Source organism: Allobaculum sp. Allo2 (genome assembly GCF_022701175.1).
GTDB classification, from domain to species: domain Bacteria; phylum Bacillota_I; class Bacilli_A; order Erysipelotrichales; family Erysipelotrichaceae; genus Allobaculum; species Allobaculum fili.
This window is the reverse complement of sequence record NZ_CP078088.1, coordinates 1,779,707-1,799,443: the sequence shown is the minus strand read 5'-3', so window position 1 is coordinate 1,799,443 and position 19,737 is coordinate 1,779,707. Positions and strand designations below refer to the sequence as shown.

The 19,737-nt window shown below is 47.4% G+C and carries 14 protein-coding genes and 3 pseudogenes; 11 read left to right on the top strand and 6 right to left on the bottom strand.

The annotated features are described in order from the left end of the window. Positions 1 to 669: 669 nt before the first annotated feature. The 3 genes from KWG61_RS10060 (at position 670) to KWG61_RS10050 (ending at position 2,615) form a co-directional block, all read left to right on the top strand. Entirely contained in the window at positions 670 to 1,104 is a 435-nt protein-coding gene (locus KWG61_RS10060) for a hypothetical protein (RefSeq protein WP_242743632.1), read from the top strand. Continuing rightward, positions 1,092 to 2,015: a transposase gene (locus KWG61_RS10055; protein ID WP_242743631.1), complete on the top strand. Its 924-nt coding sequence runs from the start codon at positions 1,092 to 1,094 to the stop codon at positions 2,013 to 2,015. Before KWG61_RS10060 ends, KWG61_RS10055 begins: the two co-directional genes overlap by 13 nt. Before the next feature lie 345 nt (positions 2,016 to 2,360). Then, positions 2,361 to 2,615 (top strand): hypothetical protein, encoded by a 255-nt coding sequence (locus KWG61_RS10050; protein WP_230267986.1) that lies wholly within the window; start codon positions 2,361 to 2,363, stop codon positions 2,613 to 2,615. Between the two features lie 226 nt (positions 2,616 to 2,841). Here the strand turns inward: KWG61_RS10050 and KWG61_RS10045 are convergent. Next, positions 2,842 to 5,424, bottom strand: a pseudogene (locus KWG61_RS10045) (ATP-binding cassette domain-containing protein). An 800-nt stretch (positions 5,425 to 6,224) separates the two neighbouring features. Here KWG61_RS10045 and KWG61_RS10040 point away from each other — a divergent pair. Further along, positions 6,225 to 7,292 carry a discoidin domain-containing protein gene (locus tag KWG61_RS10040; protein WP_242743630.1) on the top strand — a complete coding sequence of 356 codons (1,068 nt, stop codon included), beginning with the start codon at positions 6,225 to 6,227 and terminating at the stop codon, positions 7,290 to 7,292. Here KWG61_RS10040 and KWG61_RS10035 read toward each other — a convergent pair. Then, on the bottom strand, positions 7,289 to 7,609 hold the full coding sequence (locus KWG61_RS10035) for a hypothetical protein (protein ID WP_242743629.1): 321 nt from the start codon (positions 7,607 to 7,609) through the stop codon (positions 7,289 to 7,291). The genes KWG61_RS10040 and KWG61_RS10035 overlap by 4 nt on opposite strands. A gap of 123 nt (positions 7,610 to 7,732) precedes the next feature. Between KWG61_RS10035 and KWG61_RS10030 the strand changes: the two genes are divergently transcribed. The 4 genes and pseudogenes from KWG61_RS10030 (at position 7,733) to KWG61_RS10020 (ending at position 12,489) form a co-directional block, all read left to right on the top strand. Then, positions 7,733 to 9,508, top strand: coding sequence for a LamG domain-containing protein (locus KWG61_RS10030; protein WP_242743628.1), 1,776 nt, complete (start codon positions 7,733 to 7,735; stop codon positions 9,506 to 9,508). Then, positions 9,486 to 11,558 carry an InlB B-repeat-containing protein gene (locus KWG61_RS10025; protein WP_242743627.1) on the top strand — a complete coding sequence of 691 codons (2,073 nt, stop codon included), beginning with the start codon at positions 9,486 to 9,488 and terminating at the stop codon, positions 11,556 to 11,558. The genes KWG61_RS10030 and KWG61_RS10025 overlap by 23 nt, the downstream gene beginning before the upstream one ends. Further along, positions 11,501 to 11,779 (top strand): annotated as a pseudogene (locus tag KWG61_RS17515) (InlB B-repeat-containing protein); the annotation flags it as partial. The gene KWG61_RS10025 and the pseudogene KWG61_RS17515, both read left to right, overlap by 58 nt. 29 nt (positions 11,780 to 11,808) lie before the next feature. After that, positions 11,809 to 12,489 carry an InlB B-repeat-containing protein gene (locus tag KWG61_RS10020; RefSeq protein ID WP_367614364.1) on the top strand — a complete coding sequence of 227 codons (681 nt, stop codon included), beginning with the start codon at positions 11,809 to 11,811 and terminating at the stop codon, positions 12,487 to 12,489. A 338-nt stretch (positions 12,490 to 12,827) separates the two neighbouring features. On the opposite strand, the gene KWG61_RS10015 is transcribed toward KWG61_RS10020, so the two are convergent. The 4 genes and pseudogenes from KWG61_RS10015 to KWG61_RS10000 all read right to left on the bottom strand — a co-directional run bounded on the left by KWG61_RS10015 (position 12,828) and on the right by KWG61_RS10000 (position 15,897). Further along, positions 12,828 to 13,343, bottom strand: a complete 516-nt coding sequence (locus KWG61_RS10015) for a DUF3267 domain-containing protein (protein WP_242743625.1) — start codon at positions 13,341 to 13,343, stop codon at positions 12,828 to 12,830. Beyond that, complete coding sequence (locus KWG61_RS10010; protein WP_242743624.1) at positions 13,343 to 13,510, bottom strand: hypothetical protein; 168 nt, start codon at positions 13,508 to 13,510, stop codon at positions 13,343 to 13,345. The genes KWG61_RS10015 and KWG61_RS10010 overlap by 1 nt, the downstream gene beginning before the upstream one ends. Positions 13,511 to 13,696: 186 nt before the next feature. Beyond that, positions 13,697 to 14,463: pseudogene (locus KWG61_RS10005) on the bottom strand (HAD hydrolase family protein). Between the two features lie 459 nt (positions 14,464 to 14,922). After that, a complete protein-coding gene (locus KWG61_RS10000) occupies positions 14,923 to 15,897 on the bottom strand; it encodes a diaminopimelate dehydrogenase (protein ID WP_230267980.1) in 975 nt (324 codons plus the stop codon). Positions 15,898 to 16,430: 533 nt separating this feature from the next. Here KWG61_RS10000 and KWG61_RS09995 point away from each other — a divergent pair. From KWG61_RS09995 to KWG61_RS09985, 3 genes are read left to right on the top strand one after another with little or no spacing between them, the layout of a single operon-like run. Then, a complete protein-coding gene (locus KWG61_RS09995) occupies positions 16,431 to 18,380 on the top strand; it encodes an SNF2-related protein (protein ID WP_242743623.1) in 1,950 nt (649 codons plus the stop codon). A 2-nt stretch (positions 18,381 to 18,382) separates the two neighbouring features. Beyond that, positions 18,383 to 19,249, top strand: coding sequence for a helicase-related protein (locus tag KWG61_RS09990; RefSeq protein WP_242743622.1), 867 nt, complete (start codon positions 18,383 to 18,385; stop codon positions 19,247 to 19,249). Continuing rightward, positions 19,246 to 19,719 carry a hypothetical protein gene (locus tag KWG61_RS09985; RefSeq protein ID WP_242743621.1) on the top strand — a complete coding sequence of 158 codons (474 nt, stop codon included), beginning with the start codon at positions 19,246 to 19,248 and terminating at the stop codon, positions 19,717 to 19,719. The genes KWG61_RS09990 and KWG61_RS09985 overlap by 4 nt, the downstream gene beginning before the upstream one ends. Positions 19,720 to 19,737: the final 18 nt, after the last annotated feature.

The following is a 19,737-nucleotide window of genomic DNA, read 5'->3' as shown; positions in this document are numbered from 1 at the left end:
GATTTTGCTGCAGCGGATCAGTGCGCCATGGGAGAAACAAGGACAAGGATTGAGTTTATTTGAAAGATTCGAAGATTTTTTCGGTTTACACGTTTATGGTCTTGACAGGATGATTCTATGGTTGAAGTAATGAAATAGAACTTTCCCAATGAGCTTAACTATACAAATCGCTCGTTTTGAAATTTCATCCCATCAGAGAGCCTTTTTCCGAGGCTCTCTTTTAATTTTCCCTGGCTCAATGACCATAACTACGATTAACGAGCTTTATTAAGCAAAATTATAAATCAATTCGATTCTGAGAAATTTCATTTTGAATATAAAAATCCTCCCTGTATAGGTCATTTAATGGTATAATAATGATAGAATTACACTATACAAAAAGGAGCCGAAAATGTCTGTCCCAGCTGATATCCGGGCCGTCGCCCGTCCCAAAAATACGATTGTTTACGCTTATGGAAAAACAAAGATCGATACGCTGTCAAACAGCGAGTCGGCTGTATTCGCAAGAATGGCCATTGTTATCCAGTCGATGGTCCTACTATCGGCCACATCATTAATGGCAAATTCGTACCTCTTGAAGAACCGACTTCTCCAGCGGTTCATACATCTAAGACAGTTCTTAAAGACTGGGCCAATGTTGAGCTCTGTTACAGGCAGTCCGCTGAATTGATGGAAGAACTGCTTCAGGTCTATAACCGTCAGGACGCCGATAAGATTCTGTGCATGGCCATTCTTCGCGTCTGCTATCCGCATATCAAAGACTGCGAACTCAAAGAGAGTTACGATGAGTCGTTTCTGACGGAGCTGATGCCAGAAACCGCGATGAGCAAGAATACGATCAGTACATTTCAAAAAGATCTTGGTAAAACATGCAACCGAATTCTGAAGTTCATGAAAAACCGGGCAGCCAAAGTTGGGATTGATGATCATCTTCTGATCGATGGAACACTGAAGTCGAACGACTCCAGACAAAACACGCTCTCGGAGTTTTCCAGAAAGGCCAGACTGAAAGGAAGACGGGATATTTCCGTACTTTATGCATTTGATCTGGAAAAATGGAGCCCATCTGTTCGCAGTGCTTTCCCGGCAATATGCTCGATCTGACATCCTATGACAGTTTTGTGAAACAGAACGGTATTCAAAGCGGAATTATGGTTGGTGATAAAGGGTTTCCCGTCAAATCGATCGAAGAAGTCCTTAAAGACTGCCCGCAGCTTCATTACTTCAACCCGCTTCATCGGAATGCCAAGCTTGCCTTCGATCATGAGATGTATAACTTCGAGGGCGTGATCGAAGGCTGCTGCGGCTTTCTTGGGCAGATGGAACCGATTCAGTTTAAGAAAGAGAAGCTGTCCAATAAGGGAAAATGGCTCTACAGTTTCCGTGATCCGAGAAGAGCGGCTCAGGAGGAGACGGACTGGCTGGATAAGCATCGTAAAGATAAGTACGATTTCGAAGAATACGAAAAGAAAAAGCGTACATTTGGAACAGTGGTCTTTGAATCAGATGTCGATCTGTCTCCGGAAGATGCCTGGAAGACCTATAGTTATCGCTGGCAAATCGAGATCGTTATGCGGTACTACAAGAACGCCCTCGGCTTTGATGTAACCAGAGTCCATGATGACTACTCAGTGATCGGCAGCGAATTCATTGATTTTCTGTCGACCGTCATCACGTTCAGACTTTTGAACCTGTTCGACGAAAAAGGCCTCCTTGAGGACATGAGCTATAAGAAAATCATGCATATCCTGCAAAGAGGCAAAAGAATAAAAAATGATAATGAGTGGGAACTGATCAAGATGAATCCTGGTCAGATAGAAATTCTTCAAAAACTGGATCTGATTCCACGACCAGATCCAGTAGACCAGCCCAAAGGAAACGTGGTCGTCCACGCAAAAATCCGACCGTATAGTTTAGCTGATTGGGAAAGTTCTAATGAAACATATTTTCATTTTCGTCAACATGGAGATGAAAACGCAACTAATCATTTGGGCTTGACTTCTAAAACTATTTGAAATTATTCATAAAACCAATACGTATTAGATTGGAGAAGAAATAAAACAACCGGCAAAGGGTTCAATTCTCTTCGATTGATTCCTTCTTTGATAGATAATAACCGCTTACAAATTTCTAAATTACGACATTATTCTTATGAATTGTACGAAAATTCCGAATATTTTCGAATTTTATCGACTATTTCATGTGAAATATCCATAATTGTAATAGTTACAGGACAATCAGTTAAAGATTAATGAGATCTGCTATATAATTTATTCACAACAGATTGAATTGAGTTCAGTACGATGAAATAATGGTCAGATTGTTTCTGGAGCCGATTAGAACTCAAGGAGGACTCACTCATGAGTAAAACCAACAAAATCAAGAGCCTGCTCGCACTCAAAGGTGTGAAGAGCGTTGACTACACCTACGCGCTCGGTCTTTCCCGTCCGCAGGCCCTCAACACCAAATATTCCCGGGATGCGTTTTCGGGCGATGACCTGATCCGCCTGGCAGAACTGACAGGCACTCGTCTTGCCTTCGTAGACCCCTTCACAAGAGAAACCCTGGTCATGTTTGACTCAGGCGACGTAAAGCCGAAAGAGACTGAAGAATAAACTGAGTTCCAATTGGTGAAGGAAACCGGATCGTAAGCGGAAAGCATAATCGCATGCTTTCTGCTTTTTCATGCTCACGGGTCGTAAATTTGAAAGAAAACAGGACAGACCCGTAGACAGCAGCTTTGCAGGCGATATAGAAAAACGTCCCTTTCTTCGACTGGAAATTCGATAGGGAAGGGACGTAAGAATTGTCAGGTTTTGACCAGAACGCCTGCAGTGAAGTTTATTCGGTGCGCAGCGCTTCGACCGGATTCTTGCGCGAAGCCATCGAGGCAGGAATGAGTCCGGCAATCATGGTCAGCGCGAGGTTGATCAGAACCAGAATGACCGCTCCGTTAACCGGGAGACTGGCAATACCCGCAACACCGGTCAGGTTCTGGACGATCATGGAAATTGGAATGTCCAGCAGTGCAGTAATTCCAATTCCAAGCAGACCGGAAATCAGACCGATGATAAAGGTTTCCGCGTTGAATACTCTTCGAATATCCCGTTTGGAAGCACCCAGGGCACGGAGAACGCCGATTTCCTTGATGCGTTCGAGAACGGAAATGTACGTAATGATTCCGATCATGATCGAGGATACGACCAGCGATACAGAAACGAAGCCCATCAAGACGTAGGAAATCAGGTTGATGACCCTCTGTACGCCGGAAAGCATTACGCCCACGGTATCGGTATACGTGATAATGTTTTCCGGTTTTCCTTCATCGTTCTGAACGTTGTTGTATTCGGTGATCAGATCGCCAAGCTTTTCCTTGTCATCAAAGCTCCTGGCATACAGCTTGATGCTGGATGGTTCGTTGAGATCGATGACGCCAAGATCCGAAAGGTTGGAATCGTAGGTGGCGTTGATGTTGTTGTTATAGGTGGTGATGTAACTGGGCAGCTCTTCCTGGGGCATGCTCTGCATCTGCATCATCTGTTCAGGGGTAAGCTGATCCATCGAGAACTTCTCGCCGTTGGTAAATTCGCGTCCGGTAAAGACGTTGATTTTCGGATCGGCTTTCTGTTCCTTAACGATTTCGGAGGCATCCGCTTCGTCGGCTGCCCAGTTGCGCAGGGAGGAATCGTAAAGAATTCCACCTAATGCGGTTGAGGAAACGGTCTTTTCAGCCGGTTTCACGATACCGACAATTTTCACCGACTTGGCTTCCTTTTAAGCGCGTCCTTGATGAAGTCTTCGTTGTCGGACTGATCAATCCAGAGACCGTTGACTTTCTGATACAGCGCGGAGTTTGGCAGGACGGAAAGCTCCATGCCGATGAAGTCTTCGTTGGTGTAGTTTTTCGTTTCGGAAACTTCAATCTTGTCGGTTTTGCCATCTAAAACGTTCTGATAGTTTTTCACCAGTTCGTCCTGATCAAGCAGACCGGCAGAGTAGAGGGCGTAGTCGGTAATTTCGTTGTTCTTATCGACAGCCAGCAGAATTTCACTTTCGTCTTTTGGCCAGGCGCCGTCGATCAGCTGGTAATTGTCTTCGCGCAGAGCCTGGGAATCCGGCATCTGGGTCCAGATTTCCTGGTTCATCGGCGAACTTACCCCAAACGCGGACTGAACCTGGCCCATCTGACTAAAGCCGAGCTTATCGATCAGTTCGTTCGGCGATACGCGTACCAGACCATAATCCGAATTGGAATTGAAGACAGTCATATCCATGCCGTACGAATATTCAATGGCTTTTGCGGTGGATGTGAATTCATCCCCTGATCCGATTCCAGATATTTCTTGAATTCGGCGAGGTTGTTCGTCTTGGATGAAGAAATGGAATCCAGAATGGATTCGACCATTTTCGAGGTCGTGATTTTTCCGTCTTCCATTTCGCTGGCTTCTGTCTCGTCCTGCATATCCATCATCGCACTCATCATGACCGACATGTTCATCGTGTTGTCTTTCAGCTCAATCGGATAGTCCGCCATCGTATCGTTCTCAACGCGGGTAATATAATCCTGAACCCCGTTGGAAAGGGACATGATCAGACCGATTCCGATAATGCCGATGGATCCCGCAAAGGAAGTCAGAAGCGTTCTGCCTTTTTGGTCATCAGGTTGTTGAACGAAAGGGAAAGGGCTGTCCAGAAGGACATACTTGGCCGTTTGAGCTTCTGCTCTTTGGCTTCTTCCTTTACTTCTTTAACCGGCATGGAATCGGAAATCATCTTGCCGTCCTTAAGGCGGACAATTCGGGTGGAATAGCGTTCGGCCAGTTCCGGGTTATGGGTAACCATGATGACCAGACGATCCCTGGCGATTTCCTTAAGCAGTTCCATGATCTGCACAGAAGTCTCGGAATCCAGCGCACCCGTCGGTTCATCGGCCAGAACGATTTCCGGATCGTTGACCAGAGCACGGGCGATTGCGACACGCTGCATCTGACCGCCGGACATCTGGGTCGGCTTCTTGTTGATCTGATCTTTCAGACCGACTTTTTCAAGCGCAGCGATTGCCCGCTTCTTTCTTTCTTCCTTAGGAACTCCGGAAAGCGTCAGGGACATTTCGACGTTCTTGAGTACGCTCTGATGCATGATCAGGTTGTAGCTCTGGAAAATAAATCCGATTCGATGGTTTCGGTATGTGTCCCAGTCTTTATCTGTATATTCCTTCGTGCTTTTTCCATTGATGATCAGATCGCCGCTGGTGTACTGATCGAGACCGCCAATGATATTCAGAAATGTCGTCTTGCCGCAGCCTGAAGGGCCGAGGATGGAGACGAATTCATTGTCCCGGAATGTGACGCTCAAGCCGTTGACCGCATGAACGATCTCATCGCCGGAGTAATACTCTTTGACAATATTTTTAGACTGAAGCATTATTCGCTCCTTTCATGAATTCTTAGATAGAGTACAGGAAAAATGTGGAAATTCCATGGCATACGTCCAGCAAGATCTGACATTTAATTTTCTGTTAAGGAAATCAACCGATACGGCCGCTGCTCTTTTGTGGTATCGATCTTTTTCTTTTGAAAGAACTCGAACCTATATAGAAATACTATATAGAGTATCTATTGATTTTTCCGATCTCCCCGTTGGAAAACAAGAACAATCCTGCATTTCAGCTGTCGCGGACGATGGAATTTTGATGAACCGTCCTGAGTTAAAAACGAAGCAGATTTCGCCAGAAAAGCGCCTCCTTATCTCGTAAAGATAAAGAGGCGCTTTTCCATGAGAGTCAGTTATCCACTCTCCGGCCAGAACGAAATCGGTTTGAGGGAAGGAATGAATCGCTGTATGCAAAATGCGGCATTAGCATATTTGAGATCGGATTATCAAAAATTAGTAATTTTGAGAATTTAAACAATCGAGATATGTAAACGATTACAATTACACTAGTGATTACTTTTTCGTGATTACAGCTGGTCCTGTTCCGAAATCCGGGCAAGCTTTTCGGATCTGGATCAGTTCCTGACTCCTGAAAAGGAGAATCGCCGCAAAGAATCTAGAAGCCATTTCATCCTGCGCAGGGCAAGGCGAAGGATAAGTTGTGCTTTTGCGGCCGAATCGGTCTTCTTCTATTCCATTGTCACTCGTGACAGACTGGCGAACTCCGGGCAGTTTCCAACTAAGAAGACTGATTCAAAAGAGAAAAAAGGCTCTATATAGAAAGGAAAAACATGAAAAAACATTCACGCATTTTTCTTCAGGTTCTCTGCAGCGGATGCATGGCTTTTGGAAGCGTTACTTCTTCCCTTATGCCGGTCTTTGCGATTGAAGAAACAGATCCAGGTGCACTATCCGAAGTTCCTGTCGCAGTGCCGAATCTTACCAAACTGCCCCTCACGGTGGATTTAGAAGGAGAGTCCTGGGGAAGCGGCAACGGGGCAGACAAAGCAATCGATGGCGATATGGGCACCATTTTTGACGGCCTGAAGAACAGTTACATGGTATTCGATCTTGGCGAAGAGAAAACGATCGCCGGTATTGGATACTGCCCGCGCACCAACGCAGGCAACAATAATTATGCCGCCAGAACGCAGTATGGCGTGATCGCCGGAAGCAACGATAAAGAGACCTGGACGGATCTTTATACCATTCCGGAAGTCCCCGCTCAGAACAAAATTACCCAAGTACGCGCTTCTTCGTTTAATGAAGGCGTTTCTACATCCTATCGCTACATCAAATATTACAAAAATGAACGAGGAACGAACCCCGATGCTGATTATGTAAACATTGCAGAATTTGAAGTGTATGGAGAAGGTACTGATTATGTCCTTTCGGATCTTTGCGGTTTTAAAGGAAACGTTTCAGCGCTTCCGCAGTCTGTTATAGCTGGCGGAGTAGAAAGAAACGTAACCTGGCAGATTCCGGATCTTGACGGTCGGATTCCGTTTTCGGTAATCGATGTAACTGGAACCGTTGAGGCAGCGGAAGGTCTTCCAGAAGGGGCCATTACTGCGAAAGCCTGGCTGTATCCTGCAGATCTTGAATATCTGATCAATGGAAATGCAGCAGAGAATGATCCGCTCTGGACACTGGCTAAAAAACTCTATCCAGGACTGCTCAATACAGAAGCCGCAGATCAGGGATGGGAAGAAGGAAAATCCTGGGGCGTCATCGGTGAAAAACCACAGGCACTGCTGCCAGCGACGGCGATTACGGAATTACTGGATCCAATTCCTCCCTTAGTCCATATGACTATGGCTGGTGGGCTGGAACGAAGAATGAGGATTCCCAGAATTTAAAGATTAAGCTGACGCTTCCAGCCGGAAAGCATACGATTCAGGTCGGTACCCATGGATACTGGTGGAATTCGGACAGCCGGCGCGGTCAGAAGGCGTACTGGCGTCTGGAAGACGGAACGGAATACGAACTTGGCGACTGCAGCAGCACCGAAGAGAATGCGCAGGCTTTCCGTTATGAAATTGATCTGAATACTGACCAGACGGGAACGCTCGTATTCAAAAAGACTGGAGAAAAAGAGCCGACCATTGCCTGGGTTACTGTATCCGGAAAATACGATGGACTGGATCGTTCCACTCTGAATACGTTCTATGATCATGTAAAAGATTACGAGTCCGCACAGTACAGCGCGCCTTCCTGGGAAGGATTCCCCGACGCGCTTGCAGCTGCCGCAGAGGCACTCAAAACTCCGCTGCCTACCGAAGAAGCAGTAAGTGAAGCTTTGACCAATCTGCAAAGAGAAGCTGCTGAACTGAAGCGTCTGTTTACGCTGACGTTTAAAAACGGAAACGAGATCTTCTATACAGTAGAGAATGCTGTAGAAGGCGGCCCGCTTAGCAGCTATATCCCTGCGGAAATCCCGACTGGACCTGAGGGCAGTGTATTTATCGGCTGGGGCATTCAGGACGGAGATGTCCTTTCCGGCAGCCGCCTTGAATTTACAGCCCAGTTCAAAGGGGATACGACCAATCTGGCAAAACTGGTAAGCGATAACGAAAACAAACTCGGTACGGATGATCAGATTCCGGATATCTATACAGATGAATCCTATACTGCGTTCAAAACGGCCATGGATGCTGCTAAAGCAATCACAGAAAAAGAACTGCCTACAGTGGATGAAGTGAAATCCGCTGAAGAAGCGCTGACAACTGCTGTAGCGGGACTGAAAGATGCGGTTATCTTTACCTTTAAGACCACGGAAGAGGATGCTTCTCCAGTAAAAGTAAAAGTGGAAAAAGATTCTGCTCAGTCCGTCTGGGAAAACAAAGTTCCTTCTTTCACCCGTGAAGGATTTGTCTTTACCGGCTGGGATGCTGAGCTTCCTCAAACAGCCATGGCTTCGACCACATTTATCGCCCAGTGGAAATCTGCTCTTGTCAGTCCGGTCGCGTATTTCCCGTTTAACGGAAACCCGAACGACCACGTTGGAAACTGGGATGGTGTTTCGATTGCGGAAGATGGAATTCGCTATGATGACGAAGGCAAAAATGGCCAGAGTATCCATATCGATCCCAATAAAGGCCTGAAATTTGAAAATACTTTCGGCATCGACGATGATTCTGACTGGACCATCAGCTTCTGGGCCAAATCCGATCTCGAATATTCTACAAGTACTTCCGATCTGAGAACGTATTCCATTATGCAGGATCAGACTGAATCCACAGAGCTTGCTCTGCGCCTTGGTCAAACAAGAGCTGGGTTTGGCATTCGTGTCAATCCGGAGAGTGGAGGCGTCCTTTCTTTAAGCCAGGAACCTTTTTTAAATAAAGACGCGTGGAATCATTTTACCTATGTTCATGATGAAACTGCAGGTCAGGTGAAAGTATATGTTGATGGCGTACAGAAGGGCGTAACGCTGGATGACGAACGAACCGGATGGAAAATTCATTTCCCGGGATACTATCTTGGAAAATCCGATTTCCAGGGATCGGTAGATGAACTGCGAATTTTTAATAGAGCCTTGACCCCGGAACAGATCACGGATGTCTTTAACGACCCGCAGCAGACGACGAAGATGTACACGATCACGTTCAAATATGGTAATGACGTCCTTGCTTCCGATGAATATGCGAAAGCCACATCTGCATCGGAGATTCAGGCAGCTGCTGAAAAAGCACTTGAAGACAACAACATCACGGCAGAAGCAGGCACGATCGCTTCCTGGAATAAGGAATTTGCGGACATCGACGCAAACGAAGAATACGTCTTAACTTTTGTTGCGGATAAAACGGATCTTCAGAAGGCCTACGATGACTACTCTCTTTTGAGTAATGCAGATCGCGCATGGACGGATGCTTCTTTTGCGGCATTGACAAGTGCTCTTACGAGCGCAAAAGCAATCCTGGATAAGGCAGATGCATCTGTTGCTGAAGTTGGTGATACTCTGAGCGCCCTCAATTCGGCCCATGCGGGACTGAAAGAAGCTGTGAAGGTTACCTTTGATTCCAAAGACGGATCTGCAGTGGGTCCAGTTTATGCTCCAAAAGGGAAGTTTTGAGGCTCCAGAAAATCCGACACGCAGCGGATTCGAATTTGCAGGCTGGTTTAAAGATGAAGCCTTCGAAACCCAATTTGTATTCGGTACAGATACCGTCGAAGAAGAGACGACACTGTACGCAAAGTGGGTAGCAACCGATAAAGCGCCGCTTGGTAAAGCACTTGATCTGGCAGCAGATGTTCTCAAGAGAAATCTGATGAGCGCAGCAGATCATGAGGCTCTCAATACATCCATTACCGCCAATCAGGAAGTTTACGAGGCAGTGGATTCTACGGTAGAACAGATTAATGCTGCAGTTCAGGCGGTTCTCAACGTGCTTCAGGATACGGATGCAACTGGTGTAGCCATCACAGGCGTATCTGGCATTGCTTCTAAGAGTACGAAAAATTCGACTACAGAAGGCCGCAATTCCAGAATTGAGGAAACACTCGACAATGATCCGCAGTCTTATTACCACTCGGATGACAGTACAAGCGAGCTGGTTGCCAAAGATCGAAACCTGTTCTATGACCTTGGCGAATCGAAAGATCTGTTTGCGATCAGCTTCCTGCCCAGACAGTACACTTCTCCGATTAACGGAGACCTGTTTAATGTTGAAGTATATGCGGGAGAATCTGAGGAAGAAATGACATGCGTAGGTACCTATGCGTTTGACCATGCAGTCGATGGCAATGAGGCGTATTTCAGCAATGAAACGCGCGACCAGTACCGCAACATGTACTTCACCCCAGTTCACGCTCGTTACGTCAATCTGGTGATTAAAGCCACTGGAGGAAAGTCTCAGCCTGTGAACACGACGGCAACCGTGGCAGAAGTAAAATTCTTCTCGCCAAGTGATAAGACGGATTTGAATGCCTCGATTGAAGCAGCAAAAGCAAAATCTGAAGATGCTTACACTGCCGCTTCCTGGAAGGCTATGCAGGACGCACTCGCAAAAGCGGAAGCTGCTGCTGCAAATCCAGCCGCTTATCAGACGGGAGACAACAGCGTGGATGCAGCTAAGGCAGCGTTAGATACGGCTGTTGAAGGACTGGTTGAGAAAGTTACCGTGACATTCGATGTAGACGGTACGGCAACCTCTCAAACTATTGATCCAGGAACTCCTGTCGATAAACCTGCTGATCCAGAAAAGACTGGCTATACCTTCGACGGATGGTATGCTCCAGAAGCGGACACGGCCTTTGATTTCACAACGAAAATCGACACGAGTGTTACGCTGACGGCACGCTGGACGATTAACAGCTACACGGTGACGATGAATGCGGATAACGGTTCTGAAGCGACAACCGTTAAAGCAGACTACAACACAAAGATCACTGCTCCGACCGAACCGACAAAGACTGGCTGCACCTTTGCTGGATGGTTTGCGGAGGATTCCGAAACCGCGTTTGATTTCAATACGCCAATTACTGCGGATCTCACGCTGACAGCCCATTGGACGATTAACACCTATACCGTGACGATGAATGCGGATAACGGTTCTGAAGCGACAACGGTGAAAGCAGAGTACAATACGAAGATCACAGCGCCGACCGCTCCAACAAAGACTGGTTACACCTTTACAGGCTGGTTTGCGGCTGGTTCTGATACCGCATTCGATTTCAATACGCTAATTACTGCAGATCTCACACTGACTGCGCATTGGACGATCAACTCGTATACGGTCACCTTCGAATCGAATGGCGGATCGGATGTTGCTGCTGTTTCAGCCAATTACCACACGACGATTGAAGCGCCGACCGCGCCCACAAAGAACGGCTATACGTTCGCAGGCTGGTTTAAGGACGAAGCACTCACACAGACTTTCAACTTCGCTTCCGATAAGATCACGGAAAGCACGACCCTCTACGCGAAGTGGGAAGCTCCTGTTGAAGAGAAAGTAACCATTACCTTCAATACCGGAAAGGGCAATCCAATTGATTCTGTCCAGATTAAAAAGGCGAAACGTATACTCCTCCTGCAAACGCAACGCATCCAACCGAAGGATACCGTCTGGTCGGCTGGTTTACGGATGCTTCCTGCTGGGACCGCTACGTACCAGGTCCTGTAAATTCTGATCTGACGCTTTATGCGAAATGGTCAAATATTTATACGATCAAGTTCAATACGGGTGCTCCGGATACGACTGTCGCACGACCTGTACGCTATAACGAAAAAGTCACTGTACCGACCGTTACTGCACCTGAAGGAAAAGTTCTCGAAGGCTGGTATACCGACAAGGAATACACGCAGAAATTTGACCTGGATGCTCCGGTTACTGCAGATCATGAACTCCATGCCAAATGGGTAGATGAGGAAAAATCACTGTCACCTTCAATACCGGAAAGGGTAATCCAATCGATCCTGTCCAGATTAAGAAAGGCGACACGTATACTCCGCCTGCGAACGCCACGCATCCAACCGAAGGATACCGTCTGGTCGGCTGGTTTACGGATGCTTCCTGCTGGGACCGCTACGTACCAGGTCCTGTAAATTCTGATCTGACGCTTTATGCGAAATGGTCGAACATTTATACGATCAAGTTCAATACGGGTGATCCGAATACGACTGTGGCACGACCTGTACGCTATAACGAAAAAGTCACTATCCCGACCGTTACTGCACCTGAAGGAAAAGTTCTCGAAGGCTGGTATACAGACGAGAACTATACACAGAAGTTTGATCTGGATGCTCCGGTTACTGCAAATCATGAACTCCATGCCAAATGGGTAGATGCAAATCCGGAAGAGCAGCTCGACAAAACGCTGATCACGATGGCGACGGATAAAGCCGCATCCATCCTCAACGCTCTGACCAGCTTCCATAACGAAAGCGCCAAAACAACTTTCGCAGAGAAGAAGACAGAAGCAGACAGCGCAAAATCGTCTGCCACAACACAGAAGGGGCTCGATGATCCCGCAAAAGCTCTGAATGACGCAATGCTGAAACTGCGCAAAGCGCCATCCAAAGACACGCTGGATACACTGAAATCTTCCAAATAAACGGTTTCAAAGAAAAGAATGTCAGGGCGTCTGCCGATCTGATCGAAGAGGATGAGCAGAAACGCGAGTTCCTGCTGAATTCAAACAATCTGACGGATCCGTCCTGGTAAATCGGATTTACGCAAATCTTCATTCTTTCAAAAAAGGAGAGTCTGTTTCTTCGGAAACGGGCTCTTTTTATCTGCTGCGCATGAACTGCGACAGAAATCAAAACGAGGTTCGGATTTCCCTCCAGACCATTTCGGAATGGAAAAATCCGAACCTCGTTCTTGTTTTTTGGTTCACGGTGTTTGATTGGCGGGTACGTAAATTCATACCATGCCTTTTATCAAGCCGCCTTAATGCTTTTCCTCTTCAATTGGCGCGTAGAAGATCTGGGTAGGACCGTCATCTTTCATAAGCAGACCTTTCTGGCGATAGTCAAAAAGGATCAGCCAGGTATCGTACAGATCGCCAATGCAGCCGCCAATGTGGGTCAGAAGCAGAAGCACAAAGACTGGCTGCATCCAGGCAACGATCGGGTGATAGCACAGGATTCCAAAGACAATGTCAAAGACCACAAACGGAGCGAGCAGAGCGGTCAGAGCAGTGGCTCGATTGACATAGACATTGGGAACGCCGCACCAGGCGATCATTCCATTAAAGCCAAAGCAGAGTTTCCTGCGTGTGGCTAAGGAATACACGATTCCGTGTGTCAGCTCGTGGAGAACGATGTAGACGACGTAAATGAGGCAGTACCAGAAAAAATCTCTGTTGAACTGTGCATAAGGCAGATCGTTCTTAAAGAAATAAATGATGTACCAGAGAAAGCCGGCAGCAGGCGGAATTGAACCAATGATATTGATCCAGAGCATCAGCCTTTGGTCCTTGAAATCGGTACGGCCGATTTCTTCATAGCCAGCGGGAATGCTGGACGTTTCTTTTCCGCTGCTTCCGTCTTTGGCTCTGCAGCTGCAGGAGGGGCAGGTGGTACATCGAGCTGTTTCTTCGAAGAAGAAACGCTGTCACTGTTTTCTTTCATAAACTACAATTTCCTTTTCTTAAACGTATTCGTTTGAAGCGGTTCCATTCCGTCTTTGATAAAAGCGTAATGCGGGGTGAAACGGAAAGCAAGGTGAAGAAAAAGGAAATTAATCCGGCATTCAGACACGCGCATCTGACCAATATCGCCCGGATCAGATGGAAGCGGAATGGAAGAATTATGGAATTATCTGGATTTGATCAGGCCAGCCGCTTCAAACGCTTTGTATAAGCCGTCGTTATCGATCGTATCGGTAATCCAGCTGGCCGCAGCCTTGGCTTCCTGTGTCCCGTTACCCATTGCAATGGCCAGATCCGCAGCTTCAAACATCGGAAGATCATTTGCGGAATCGCCAATCGCGATCGTAGTGAACTGTTTATACAAAGCGTCCTGAATGGACTGAAACGCGGTGCCTTTGTTCAAATCTTTCATAGTAATTTCACCAGAGAGCAGATCCTTAAAATCCAGATTGCTGAAAAGCGTCAGAACCATACCGTTTTCCTGCAGGAAGGAATCAATCTCGCCAGGTTTAAGACCATGAACGGAAATCTTCATGACGTTTTCCCAGTCTTCATCGCGCATATCCTCGTAAAACGGGACGTGAAGATACCGGCTGGAAATGCCTTGTCTGGCAGCGAGCTGCTGGAGATAGTCTCTGGTGATCTGGTCCGAAAAACTGGAATCAGATCCTTCAATCATGATACCGCAGCCCGTTGTCTGCAGGCGATCAAAAGCGCCTTTGCCTTATGGGAAGGCATGGGACTGTAGAAAATTCGCTTTCCATCCATCCAGATTTCTGTACCGGCGGAATAGACCTGACCGCTGGTCGGCACAGACTGAATGGACTGAATCGCACCGTCTTTGCTGCGGCCGGTATTGACGAAAATCAGATGACCGTTTTCTCTGGCTTCGCGAATTGCTTTTAATGCGGAATCGGGAATGATTTCATGCATCCAGAGCGTTCCGTCCAGATCCAGAAAGACGATCGCTTTCTGTTCCGGGCTGGTAAGAAACGGCTTCTTGCTCAGATCGATTTTTCTTTGGAAACGGAATTAGTAAGGGAGTATTCGGATTTGCGGTCATAAATTTTCTGCTTTCTTCCTTTCTGACAATCATTGAAATACGGATGTTCTGAAGAATCCTCATCGAAGAAAAGCCGGAATTCTGGCTGGTCATTCAGACTTCCTTCTGGTGTTTATACAGGATGGATTTTAACCCAGAGGATTTTTAATAAGGATAACAAATCCGCATACTTGATACGCTTATAAGAGCGCCGCAGAAATGGGACGGCTACCATTTCAAGAGAAAGGGACACTTTCAACAATTCGCTCAAGAACAGTCTTCTGGCTCGGTTAAACGCAAAAACGAAAAATACCCCCTGTCCGCCAAAGACAGAGGGTGAGAATTAATGTTTAAAGAAGAGTGGAACGAAGTTCTTCGCCGGTTTTCCAGGAAAGGTAGCTTGCCGGGATGTCGAAGATTGTCTTCGCGCCGGTAAGACCTTCCTTGTTCATGCGGACAACTGCGCGCGCTACAGCGGTCAGAACAGAGGAGGTGAATTCCGGATTGGAATCCAGAGTGAGTGAGAATTCGATGAGATGCTTATTCTCACCGGTTGCTCCGCTGCGCAGAACGAATCCGCCATGGGGAAGCTTTGCATGATCGCGGTTCAGTTCTTCCTGAGAGATGAAGTATACCGTCGTATCGTAATCGCTGAAGTAGTTTGGCATCGTCTTGATTTCCTGTTCGATACGATCCGGATCGGCGCCTTCTTCGATGACGACATAACATTCGCGCGTATGTTTCTGACGGGTAGTGAGCTGAGGTCTTTCGTTTGCGCGAACGGCTTCGAGCGCTTCGCTGCGCGGTACAGTGTACTGTCTGGCATCCACGACCCCTTCGATGCCGCGGATCGCATCGGAATGGCCTTGCGATACGCCTTTGCCCCAGAAGGTGTACGTATCGCCGTCGGGAAGAATCGATTCAGAAAGCAGACGAACGAGAGAGAAGAGTCCTGGATCCCAGCCAATAGAAATGGCTGCGGTTTTGCCGCCTTCTTTTGCGGCCTGATCTACATTCGCAAAATGTTCTGGAATTCTGGCATGCGTATCGAACGAATCCACCACATTAAACAGTTTAGCCAGCTGCGGAGTCTGAACGGGAAGGTCCGAAGCCGAACCGCCGCAGAGAATCAGAACATCGATATCTTCTTTGAATTTTTCAAGATCGTCCATGGAGTAGACGGGCGTATTTGAAACGGGATGAACACTTTCGGGATTACGGCGGGTAAAGATGCCTGCCAGCTCAAGATCTGGTGCAGCCTGAATGGCTTTTTCTGTACCTTTTCCCAGATTGCCGTAACCGACAATACCAACACGAGTTGTCATGATGCAGTTCCTTTCACTGAATGACCGAATACGATCTGAAGATGCCTGTCTGGCGATCAGCCTTTCCTTTGTTCAAAGCAGCGGTTCAGGCAGATCGGATATGAAATTTCATGTCTTTGCCTGGATGCGATAGGGAGATCGATACAGCAGGTCCGATCCGGTCTCATTTTTTCTGTGTTTCATCATGCCTTTCTGAAACACCGCAATCAATTTCCGAAAATAAATTGAAATAATGTTTTTCTGCTTTCGTATGAAAACCGCTCTTTTTTGACTGGGGATCGCGATCGAAGAATTTCGAATAGTCCGTTAGCAGAGAAAGAGTACCTTGTCTTCCTTTTACTGGAAAACGTGCGAAAATAAAGCATTGCGCAGGAGAGAATCCGATTTAAACAATGCAGAGATGAAACGATTCCGATCGAAATTCATAATCCGCAAACCGTTTTGGATTGGATGATTTGAAAGCTTGTGCCAGAGAAGAAAAGGGGAGCGTACGATTCGGATATGCAGTATGAAGAAATGGATCTTTTTATGATATGGATCCAGAGGAAGAGTCAGAAGAGGCATCTGCCCAGGAAGAGATTCCAGATCCTTCCGTACAGATTCCAGAAGGATCTGCAGGGGATGCGCTGATCGGCAGTCTTCGTGAAAATGGACGCGTCGATCTCAAATGGATGAGCAAAGCTTCCGGCCTGAGCATCGAAGAGCTGATTGGACGTCTTCGCGGCCACGGCATTTTCCAGGATCCCGATCATATGAAGATTTCGGAAGAATACGATCTCAGTGACGGCTGGGTACTGGCCGCAAGCTATCTGAACGGAAACCTCCGTCAGAAACGGATGCGTGCCGATGCTTATGAGAAACGCTGCCCGGGCTATTTTCAGGCCAATCTGGACGCGCTCGATCGCAAGCTGCCGCCCAGAATTGATATCGAACACATTCATATCACGCTGGGAGCCACCTGGATTCCAGAAGAAATGTATACCGATTTCGTTAAGGAACTTCTGGGCGTATTCATGGAAGGATCGGTAATTTATGAACCGACGCTCGGCTTATGGCGCGTTCAGTTCAAATCCGGAGAAGTATTTTCCGTACTGAACGAAATGGTCTACGGTACCATGGACATTTCCGCTTTGAAGATCATTGAACAGACGATGAATGCGCGAACGGTAAAAGTCTATGATCGAAAAGTCGTTTACGAAAAAGGCGACTTTGTTACGAAATCCTTTCTGAACAAGGAAAAGACGCAGGAAGCGCAGGAAAAGCAGCAGAAAATCATTGAAGCGTTTGTTTACTGGTGCAAATCCGATCTCCACCGTATGGAAGAGCTCGAAACGGCGTATAACGAAGAGTTTTCTTCGTATGGAACGACGGAATTTGACGGAACCTTTCTCGAATTCCCAGATCTGAACCCGGATATTCATCTGTATCCGCACCAGATCAACGCGATCGCGCGAATCCTTCTTTCGGATGAAAACGTACTGCTCGCCCATGAAGTCGGAACGGGAAAAACGTACGAAATGATTTGCGGCGCGCATGAACTGCATCGACTCGGTCTGGCCAAACGCATTCTGATTACAATGCCAAACCAGGTGTATCAGGAATTTCTGGATGCGCATGAACTTCTGTATCCAGAAGATGACATACTCGCTATCGGGCCAGCGGATTTCCGACCGAAAAACCGAGAAGAGACACTGGAAAAAATCCGGACATCGGATTTTACAGTGTGTTATATTCCGCATTCCATTTTTGACCGCATTAAAATGACGCCTTCTTACTGGGTGGAAATGCAGCAGGAGGAAATCCAGAAAGTCCGTCAGAGCTGGCTGAATACAAGAGGACCGATGCGTGCCAAACTGGAAAGCAAGCTCGAATCGATGACACGAACCCTCGAGCGCTACCGTGATAAGGTGAGCGAAAATCCCAATCCCGGACTGGGATTTGATGATCTGGATTTTGATGTTCTCTTTGTGGACGAAGTCCATAAATACAAAAACATCCCGCTCTTCTGCAAAGCCGATAATGTCGTCGGACTTCATTCCGAAGGGGCGGTCAAATGCAAGGAAATGGTCGAGAAATGCAAAACCGTCGACCGCATGATTTTTTCGACCGGCACGCCTCTGACCAACTCGCTGGCGGATCTGTTCGTTTTGCAAAACTATCTCCAGCCTGATGCGCTTGAAGATCTGCAGATTTCCAGCTTCGACCAGTGGATCAATACATTTGCGCAGCGTGAGACTAACTTTGAAGTTGATGTGGATGCATCTTCGCTGCGACCAGTGACGCGCTTTTCCACGTTCCACAATTTACCGGAACTCATGTCGCTCTTTTCGACCATCTGCGACTTCCATTACGCGGACGCCCATGAAGATCTTCTTCCGGCATTTAGCGGCTATACCGATATTCAGGTCAAAAGACGTCTTCTCAGGAAGCGTATCTGGATGTACTGGCAGATCGTACCGAACAGGTTCGTATGCATCGGGTAAAGATGAAAGACGATAATCTTCTCAAAATCACCAATGACGGACGCCGCTGTGCCCTCGATCTGCGTCTGCTCGACATCGATATTCCCAAAGAAGAAATCGCCCAGTCGAAAATCTCCACATGCGCCGATCAGATCGCAAAAATCGCGGAACAGTATCCGGACCGGGCACAGATTGTGTTCTCGGACATCGGAACCCCGAAAAAGGAATTCAACGTCTACGACGAACTGAAAAAACAGCTGATCGATCGCGGCTTTAAACCGGAAGAAGTAGCCTTTATTCACGATGCGCCAACCGAAGCGGCACGCAAAAAGCTGTTTGCGGCTGTAAACAAAGCCAAAATCAAAGTCATTATCGGCTCAACGGAAAAGCTTGGAACCGGCGTAAATATTCAGGAGCGGCTGGTTGCTCTCCATCATCTTTCCGTGCCCTGGAGACCGGCGGACATGGTGCAAAGAGAAGGCCGTATTATTCGACAGGGAAATACCTCGCCGGAAGTCTTCATCTGCCGGTATATCACCGAAGGCACCTTTGACTCGTACAGCTGGCAGCTTCTCGAAAACAAGCAGCGCTTTATCGGATCCTTCCTGTCCGGCTCTTCCAAAAGCCGCGACATGGACGATATTGCGGATACGGTACTGAGCTACGCGGAACTGAAAGCTCTGGCGATTGGCAATCCGCTGATCAAGGAACGCGTGGAAACCGCGAACCGTCTGGAAAAAACTAAGGCGCTCTCCCGTCAGAGACAGCGCCAGCTGCAAAACCTTCAGGCGGAAGTGGATCAGGTGCCAGAAAAGATCAAGATGGAACAAAACGCCATTCGACGCGTGAAACGGGATATCAAACTGTATCAGGAAAGAATCGCCCCATGACACGACAGGAGCGTCACGAGTTAGGCGATGAGCTTCTTAGCAAGCTTCGCGCCTTTTCCAATAACTGGTACTACACCTCTTTTCCTAGACAGATTGGCTACTACAAAGGGTTTTTAATCGTTCGAAACCCAAGCCATTCCAGCGACTATGATCCGGGAGCCTTTGAACTGACGCTGTATGGCCACTACAAGACGTATGGTTACGATCTGAAAGTCAAACCGTCGAACGGAGCCGGTCTGCTGCAGAGTCTGGACTATGCGCTTTCGCATCTGTCCGATCGAATTACCGAATCGGAACAGGCGATTGTGCGCTATAACGAAAACGCGGAAAACGGAAACCTGGAGCTGGCGAAAGGCAACCCGCACGAAGCCAGAATTGAAAAGCTCGAAGAAAAACTGGCCCGTATCGATGCCGTTCTGGAAGAAGAAGCTCAGGCAAAAGAAGAGGCCAGAAAGGCGGCATACAGCTGATTGCAGAAGCAGGCTGGC